We start from the raw sequence: 7,694 nt of genomic DNA on the forward strand, positions 1-7,694 counted from the left end.
GGGAGCCGCCCGGCACCTGGGTGCCCTCGGTGAGGGAGTCACCGAGCGGCATCACGCGGGTGCCGCCGTTGGACTCGGCGGCCGCCGGTCCGGTCGCCGTCAGCACACCGGCGGCCAGCACGGCGAGCGCGGCGCCCGCGGTGAGCCATCTCCGCACAGTGGTACGCATGTGTGCTCCTTTCACGGGGTGGTGCAGGTCAGGGACGGGGTGGTCGGCGAGCCGTTGGCGATGAAGCCGAACGTGGTGGAGCCGGACGCGGGCACGGAGCCGTTGTACGCGGCGTTGCTGACGGTCGCGGTGGAGCCGCTGGTGCTCAGCGTGCCGCTCCAGACCTGGCTGATGCTCTGGCCACCGGCCAGGTTCCACCGCACCGACCACCCGTTGAGCGCCGCGGCGCCGGCCGTGACTGTCACCTCGGCCTGGAAGCCGCCCGACCAGGAGTTCGTGGTGCGGTAGGTGGCGGTGCAGGCGCCACCGCCCGGCGGCGGCGTGGTGGGCGGCGCAGTGGTCGGCGGGGGATCGATCGGCGGCGGCGTGGTGGTCGGCGGGTCGGTGGGCGGCGGCGTGCTCCCGGCGGGGGTGAACCGCCAGTGGTCGATGTTGAACAGCGAGCCGCTGCCGCCGGTGAACCGCAGGTAGAGGTCGTGGGTGCCGGTGGCGCCGCTGACCGCGCAGGTCGTGTCGGCCCAGGTCTGCCAGCCGCCGGTGCCGGACACCCGGCAGGTGCCCACCACCGGGCCGCTGGTGCCGTCCAGCCGCAGCTCGATGGTGCCGCCGCTGCCCGCGGAGGCCACCCGGGCGGTGTACGAGGTCGCGCCGGACCCGAAGGCGACGCCCTTGATCTTGAGGTAGTCGCCGTTGTCGATGAAGCCGACGTTCATCCCGCCGCCGCTGGCCGGCTCGGTCTCCACGCCGGACGCCCAGGCGCTCGTCTCGGCCTCCTGCCGGATGTACGGGTTGAGCGTGCCGATCTGCGGCGCGCCGGTGGTGGTCATGTTGATCGTCGGGATCGAGCCGTCAGCGCCGTAGGAGAACTTCTCCACCGCCACCGACCTGGTGAAACCGCCGCCGCCGGGCAGCGCGCCGTTGTGGTAGAAGAAGTACGAGCCGCCCTTGTAGTCGGTGATGCCGGGGTGGTTGGTGAAGCTGCTGCCCTGGGTGGGCATGACGGTGCCGCGGTACGTCCACGGCCCCAGCGGCCCGGGCGCGGTGGAGTAGGCGATGAACTCCGAGCAGCACTTGGCCGCGAAGACCATGTAGTAGAGGCCGTTGCGCTTGTACACCCACGGACCCTCCTCGTAGAGGGTCGGCCGGTTCGCGTCACCGGTCCGTGCGCCGAAACCCGCCGCGGTCAGCGGGATCTGGGTCGGGCTGCCCGAGTACGAGATCATGTCCGCGTTCAGCTTGACGTACCACAGGCGGGGGTTGCCCCAGTACAGGTACGCCTGGCCGTCGTCGTCGATGAACACGGTCGGGTCGATCTCACCGTTGCTCACCAGCGGGCGCCCGATGGCGTCCCGGAACGGCCCGGTGGGGCTGTCCGCCACCGCCACCCCGATGCCCATCTGGCCGGTGGCCCGCACGACCATCGGCACGTACCAGTAGAACTTGCCGTTGCGGTGGACCGCCTGGCCGGCCCACGCGTCCTGCTTGGCCCAGCTGAACGTGGCGAGGCTGAGCGGCGATCCGTGGTCGGTCCAGTTGACCATGTCGTCGGACGAGTAGACCCGCCACTCCTTCATGGTGAACCAGGTCGAGTTGTCCTCGTCGTGGCCGGTGTAGAGGTAGACCCGGTTGTTGTACACGAGCGGGGCCGGGTCGGCCGTGTAGATGGTCTGCACGATCGGGTTGTCCGCCCGGGCGGCAGTGGGGTTCAGCCCGCCGGCGATGGCCGGGGCCAGCCCCAGCAGGGCGAGCAGGGTCACCGCCAGAGCGAGCCATCGTCTGGTCCGGCGGTCGGTTCTCCATAGCGTTGACGTCACAGGTCATCTCCCGGGGTAGGCCGCGCCGCGGCGGATGGTGTGGTCGGCGAGGGTCGGGCCGTCACGCCCGGCTCCACTTCTGGCTGTTCGCGCCGGTGCAGGCGGACAGGATGATCGAGGTGCCGTTGCCGGTCCCGCCGCCGTTCGGGCTCAGGCACAGTCCGGACTGGACGCCGGTGATCGTGCCGTCGGTGTTGACGTTCCACTGCTGGTTGGCGCCGCCGTTGCAGTCCCAGATGATCACCCGGGTGCCGGACGAGGTGCCCTGCCCCTCGGCGTCCAGGCACTTGCTCCCGTACACCTGGAGTTGCCGGCTCGACGTCGCCGTCCACTGCTGGTTGGTCCCGCCGTTGCACTCCCACAACGTCACCTGGGTGCCGTTGGTCTGGGACTGGTTCGGCACGTCGAGGCAGCGGCTGGAGTTGGGGTTGAGCCACGCGCCGCTCGTACCGCCGGGGTTGCCGCCCGGGCCGGCGACCACCGACAGGTTGTCGAACTGCGCGGTCTCGCCCTGGCTGGTGCCGAAGCCGACCTGGCCGGAGCCGAAGGTGGAGTCGGTGGCCGTGCCGACCGTGGCGCCGTCGATGGTGGCGGTGATGGTGGTGCCGGCGAAGCCCAGCGCGAGGCTGTGCCAGCGGTTGGTGCCGAGCGCCGCGACGTTCCCGCTGCGCAGCGTGGTGAGCTGCCCGGCGGTGTTGTTGCGCAGGATGGACCACGCGCCGGCGTCGGTGACCCGCAGGAAGTAGGCGTTGTAGCGGCCGATCGGGTCCAGGTTGGTGCTGCCGACGCGGCCCTGGATCTGGGCGTAGCCGGACTGTTCGAGCAGGACGTCGGCGGAGACCGTGTAGTTGCCCCAGCTCAGGTTCCCGCCGTAGGTCGCCGGGTCGGCGAGGGTCTTCCAGGTGATGGGCGCCTGCGCGGACATCTGGCGCAGGCACATGCCGGACCGGCCGCCGCCGCAGCCGACGATCTCGAACGCGCCCTGCATGTCCTGGAGGTACTTCGGGAACCGCCCGCTGGCATAGCTGTCGAAGTCGTCGCGGTACGGCAGGCCCAGCGAGCCCTGCGCCGGGCTGGTGGCGGTGCCCTTGCCCTGCCCGGTCGTGGTGGTGACGGTGTAGAGGTGGCCGGGCTGGGCGGTGAACGTGAACGACCCGCCCGACGGGGTGACGTCCGCGGTGCGGACGAAGAAGTCGTTCGGGTTTGTCGAGTTCAGGTTCGTGGCCCAGATGTGCGCCTGGCCGGTGGACAGCCCGCCGGTGACGGTCATGGTGACCTGCTGGGCCGCGGTGGCGTCCATGGTCTCGATGACGGTGCTGTAGTCGCCGGTGGTGGGCGAGCGCAGCGACACGTAGCTGCCGTTGTTGCGGTTGCCGCCCAGGTAGCCCGAGGCCGAGTCCAGGTAGCGCCAGCCGGGTGCGGTGAACTGGGTGGTGTGGGCCAGCGCCCAGGTGTTCTTGCCGACCGAGTACCAGCCGGACCAGGGCTGGTTGGCCAGGATCAGCCCGACCGTGGACCAGGGCAGGTTCGGCGTGATGGCGGCGATCAGGTCCCAGTTGAGGTAGGCGACCATCCGGCCGTCGATGTAGCCGCGGTTGATGCCGCGGGCCAGCGGCTTGGCGCCGTCGTTGTAGTCCTGCGAGCCGCCCTCGCTGTTCCACAGCGTCTTGCCGGTGGAGGTGGCTGTCGAGGACACGGTGCAGGTGGTCTGCGCGCTGAGGTAGCCGCACGGGTAGTGGCCGCTGAGCACGTCGATGCTGTTGCGCAGCGTGGCGTTGCCGGCCACGGCGTTGGCCGGGCCCCAGCTACCGGGGTAGTCGTCCCCGTAGATGATCTTCACGCCGCTGTAGCCGTTGGCGTTCAGCGCCTGGCGCAGGCTGATGGTCCAGTTCGCGTCCGTCCGCTTCTCGTTCTGGGCGGCGGTGATGTAGTCCATGGTCAGGTTGTGCTGCCGCGCGCAGCCCAGCCAGTCCACGAAGTAGTTGATCATGTCCTGGGACATGAAGTTGCCGTTGCCGATCCACCCGGGAGCGCCCCACGGCAGGGCCGCCAGCTTGATGGCGGGGTTGCGGGCCTTGGCCTGCTCCATGATCCACCACTGGTAGCCGCGGTTGCAGTTGAGATCGCCCCGGACGTGCTCGTGACTCGGCTCGGACCCGCTGGTGGAGTTGGTGTCGCCGCCCATCTCGACCTTGAGGATCTGCAGCGCGGCGCCGTAACCGGGCTTGAACAGGTAGTCCAGGATCTGCCCGCGCTGCGGCTCCGGATAGTCGATCAGCAGCCGGCTGTTGCCGCCGCCGCCGCTGACCGCGCCGACCCCGTCGAACGTCTGGCCGCCGGAGGCGCCGTTGACGGTGATCGAGGTGGCGGCCTGTGCGGGGCCGGCGGTGAGGATCAGGCCGCCGGCGGCGGCCAGGACGGTGACGGCGAACGCCGCCAGCAGTCGGCGTATCCATCTCGGCTCGGACATGACGAGTCCTTTCGGGAGATGCGGAGTGTGGTCGCCGAGTGGCTCGCCGGTCAGCGGTAGCCGGCGGCGACGATGTCGGCCTGGACGGCGTTCTCGGTCGCGTCGGACGGATAGCCCGCGACCATGGCGCCCTCGTAGAAGGTGCCGGCGCTGAGGTTCGCGCCGCCGCCGGGCTTGCAGCAGTCGCCGCCGCTGCCCAGGATGATCGCGCCCTGCTTACGCATCGGGCTGTAACCGGCCGGCAGCGACCCGTCGTAGAGCGTGTAGAGGCCGCCGGACTGGGCGTTGCTGCCCTTGATGGCGAACCGCGAGGTGCCGTTGTTCTTCAGGGTGGCGGTGACGAACCGGTTGGTGAACGCCCGCTGGTTCGGGTTCCAGGACTGGCTGCCGCCCGGGTAGAGACCCCACTCCAGGTCGGCCTGCACCCAGGGGCCGCTGCCGGAGCAGCCGCCGAACCAGCAACTGGTGCTGAAGTTGATCGCGTCCATCGCCCCCGCCGCGTCGGCGCTGCGGGTGGTCTCGCTGTTGCCGTAGTCGAAGCAGCAGCCGCTGTTGACGTGGGTGCCGCTGGTCACCATGTACATGCCCTCGGGGGCGGAGCCGGTGGGGACACCGGTCAGGTGGCCGTCCCGCCAGTAGCTGTTCCCAGGGTTGATGTAGAGGGAATACGCCCGGGCGCCGCCGACCGTCAGCGACTCGCTCGTCGCGTTCGCGGGCCGGCTGGAGGTGGAGCCGGGGACCTGCGCGGAGCCCTGGTACCACAGGTCGTTACCGCGTCCCGACTGGTCGAACACGGCGGTGATCACGCAGCTCGTACCGGAGCAGAACGCGTCCTGCACAGCGGCGTCGGCGTAGCCGCCCGCGCTCAACAGCCCGATGTTGCGGGTGGCGTTGTCCGAGGAGCGGCGGACCTGGTAGAGGTTGCCGCCGTACGCCGAGAACAGCGCCCGGGTGGTGCTGTGCGCCGCGACGCACGGGGTGCCGCCCGCAGCGTAGATGTCGCACGGCCGGCCGCCGGGCGGCGGCGTCGAGGTGGGCGGCGGTGACGACGGTGTGGTCGAGACGTTCCACCGCTGGTTTGCCTGTCCGTTGCAGGTCCACAGGATGATCCTGGTGCCGTTGGCGGTGCCCGCGTTCGTCGCGTCCAGGCACAGCCCGGACTGCTGACCGGTGACGGTGCCGGCCGAGGTGATGTTCCACTGCTGGTTGGCCTGGCCGTTGCAGTCCCAGATGATCACCGTCGTGCCCGGGCTGGTGCCCTGGCCGTTGGCGTCCAGGCATTTGTTGCCGTACACCGTGAGCTGCTTCGCCGACGTGTACGTCCAGCTCTGCGGCGTGCCGCCGGTGCAGTCGTACAGCTGGACCTGGGTGCCGTTCGTGGTGCTGCCGTTGGGGACGTCGACGCAGCGGCCGGACTGCACGCCCACGATGGAGCCGGGCCCGGGGGCGGCCACGGCGCTTCGGGTCTGCGCGGCCACGGCGGCGCCGGCGACGGCCAGGACGAGCACCAGGGCGGAGATGGTCATACGCGGTGGTCCGGATCGGATGGACCGGGGACGGGGGATCACCATGACGGCTCCTCGGATACGCGCGAGCACCCGACCGTCCGGCACGGTGCCTCGCGAGTTGTGGATGGCCGTCGGTGTAAGCGCTAACAGTGGTGTAGCGGCGGCCCCGACATGTCGGTGGTGGTGGCCTGTGGGGTCGTAAATGTTAGCGCGAACATCGACCAGAGTTAATTAGAGCACATCCCGGCGTCCGGCGGGACCTCAGTTGTCCCGGCGGTGCCGGGCCGAGGGCGGCGGCGTGCCACCCACGGCCCGGCTCCCCGTGCGGGGGTTCGGCGGTACGGAGATCAGGGACTGGTGCAGCTGACTCCGCTGGGCGCGGTGGCCCCGTTTCCGGTGGCGGTGAACCCGAACGTGGTCGAGCCGTTCGCGCCGACCGTGCCGTTGTAGTCGGCGTTGCGGACCGACACCGAGCCGGAGGTGCCCGTGTTGACGCCGTTCCAGAGGCTGCTGATCGCCTGGCCGGAGGCCAGGGTCAGGCGTACGGTCCAGCCGTTGAGCGTGGTGGCGCCGTTGTTGGCCACGGTGACCTCGGCCTGGAAGCCGCCCGGCCAGGTGTTCACGGTCCGGTAGGTCGCGGTGCAGGCGCCCGGCTCACCAGGCGGCGGGGTCGTGACCGGCGGAGTCGTGGGCGGTGCGGTGGTCACCGGCGGCGTGGTCGGCGGCACGGAGGTCGGCGGCGCCGTGGTCGGCGGCGTGGTGGACGCGAACTGGCTGAAGAACCGCCAGATCTCCCCCGAGGTCCAGGTCCGGGAGTCGTTCGGGCTGGACGACCCGTCGACCGGGCTGGGGGTGTGGTCGCCGTCGAACGCGGCCCACTGCACCGGGTAGCCCTCGCGGCAGCCGGAGTACGTGGTGGTGATGTGGGTGAGGCTGCCCCGGCTCGGCTCGCGCGGGCTCTGCGCGGTGCAGCCGTTGTTCCGGACGAACGTGTCGCGCAGTGACCGGCCCATGGAGATGTTCAGCACGCTGTCGTAGATGCCGTGGATGCCGAAGTAGGCGACCGGCTGGGTGCCGCCGTTGCAGCCGCTCAGGTTCGCGCCGGAGATGACGGTGACCGCGCGGACGACGTTGGGCCGGGCGCAGGCCACCGCGTAGCTCATCGCCCCGCCGTAGCTCCAGCCGAGCGCGAACCGCTGGGACGTGTCGACGCAGAGGTCGTTCTCGATCTGCCGGGAGATGTCGTCGAACAGCGTCAGGTCCCGGCCGTTGGTGTTGGCCCAGCCGTTGTCGATGCCCTGCGGCGCGACGAAGATCGTGCTGTTGTTCGACAGCGGCAGCAGGCCGTAGTAGCCGGCCGAGGCGACGTTGTTGGCCGAGCCGTTCAGCCAGTGGAACCCGAAGATCAGCCGGTACGGGTGGTTGCGGTCGTACCCGTCCGGGATGCGCAGGATGTAGCTGCGGTTCTGCCCGCCGCTGGAGATGGTGCGCGTTCCGCTGGACAGCGTCGGCGCCTTGCCGCAGCCGGCGGTCGCCGCGAGCGTGCCGTTTGTCGACGCCTGCGCCGTCTCGCCGAGGTCGGCGCTGAGTGCGCCGCCGGCCGCCGCCGCGAGGAGCACGGCCGCGGCGGCGACGGAGGAGAGAAGGGATGTTCGTTTCGCCATTGCTGGACTCCTTGCCCTGGGTGGTGGTGCAGGCCGGGCCGTCCGTCGATGCCGACGTCGCCTGCGAAG

4 protein-coding genes and 1 pseudogene are annotated in these 7,694 nt (G+C 70.6%); all 5 read right to left on the reverse strand.

The window, feature by feature from the left end:
• Nucleotides 1-169, reverse strand: a pseudogene (locus KBX39_RS33385) (GDSL family lipase); the annotation flags it as partial.
• An 11-nt stretch (nt 170-180) separates the two neighbouring features.
• Nucleotides 181-1,920 carry a family 43 glycosylhydrolase gene (locus KBX39_RS17070; RefSeq protein ID WP_223201431.1) on the reverse strand — a complete coding sequence of 580 codons (1,740 nt, stop codon included), beginning with the start codon at nt 1,918-1,920 and terminating at the stop codon, nt 181-183.
• A gap of 124 nt (nt 1,921-2,044) precedes the next feature.
• Nucleotides 2,045-4,453 (reverse strand): ricin-type beta-trefoil lectin domain protein, encoded by a 2,409-nt coding sequence (locus tag KBX39_RS17075; protein WP_069090013.1) that lies wholly within the window; start codon nt 4,451-4,453, stop codon nt 2,045-2,047.
• Between the two features lie 50 nt (nt 4,454-4,503).
• Nucleotides 4,504-5,979 carry an arabinofuranosidase catalytic domain-containing protein gene (locus tag KBX39_RS17080; RefSeq protein WP_312247448.1) on the reverse strand — a complete coding sequence of 492 codons (1,476 nt, stop codon included), beginning with the start codon at nt 5,977-5,979 and terminating at the stop codon, nt 4,504-4,506.
• Nucleotides 5,980-6,308: 329 nt separating this feature from the next.
• A complete protein-coding gene (locus tag KBX39_RS17085) occupies nt 6,309-7,625 on the reverse strand; it encodes a cellulose binding domain-containing protein (protein ID WP_043325212.1) in 1,317 nt (438 codons plus the stop codon).
• Between the last annotated feature and the right edge of the window lie 69 nt (nt 7,626-7,694).

Origin of the sequence: Micromonospora sp. D75 (genome assembly GCF_018070405.1) — a bacterium.
Lineage (GTDB): Bacteria > Actinomycetota > Actinomycetes > Mycobacteriales > Micromonosporaceae > Micromonospora > Micromonospora chalcea.

Excerpts from the sequence above, each read along its gene's own strand:
- KBX39_RS17075 (WP_069090013.1), bottom strand. The coding sequence starts at position 4,453 with ATGTCCGAGCCGAGATGGATACGCCGACTGCTGGCGGCGTTCGCCGTC.
- KBX39_RS17080 (WP_312247448.1), bottom strand. The coding sequence starts at position 5,979 with ATGACCATCTCCGCCCTGGTGCTCGTCCTGGCCGTCGCCGGCGCCGCC.
- KBX39_RS17085 (WP_043325212.1), bottom strand. The coding sequence starts at position 7,625 with ATGGCGAAACGAACATCCCTTCTCTCCTCCGTCGCCGCCGCGGCCGTG.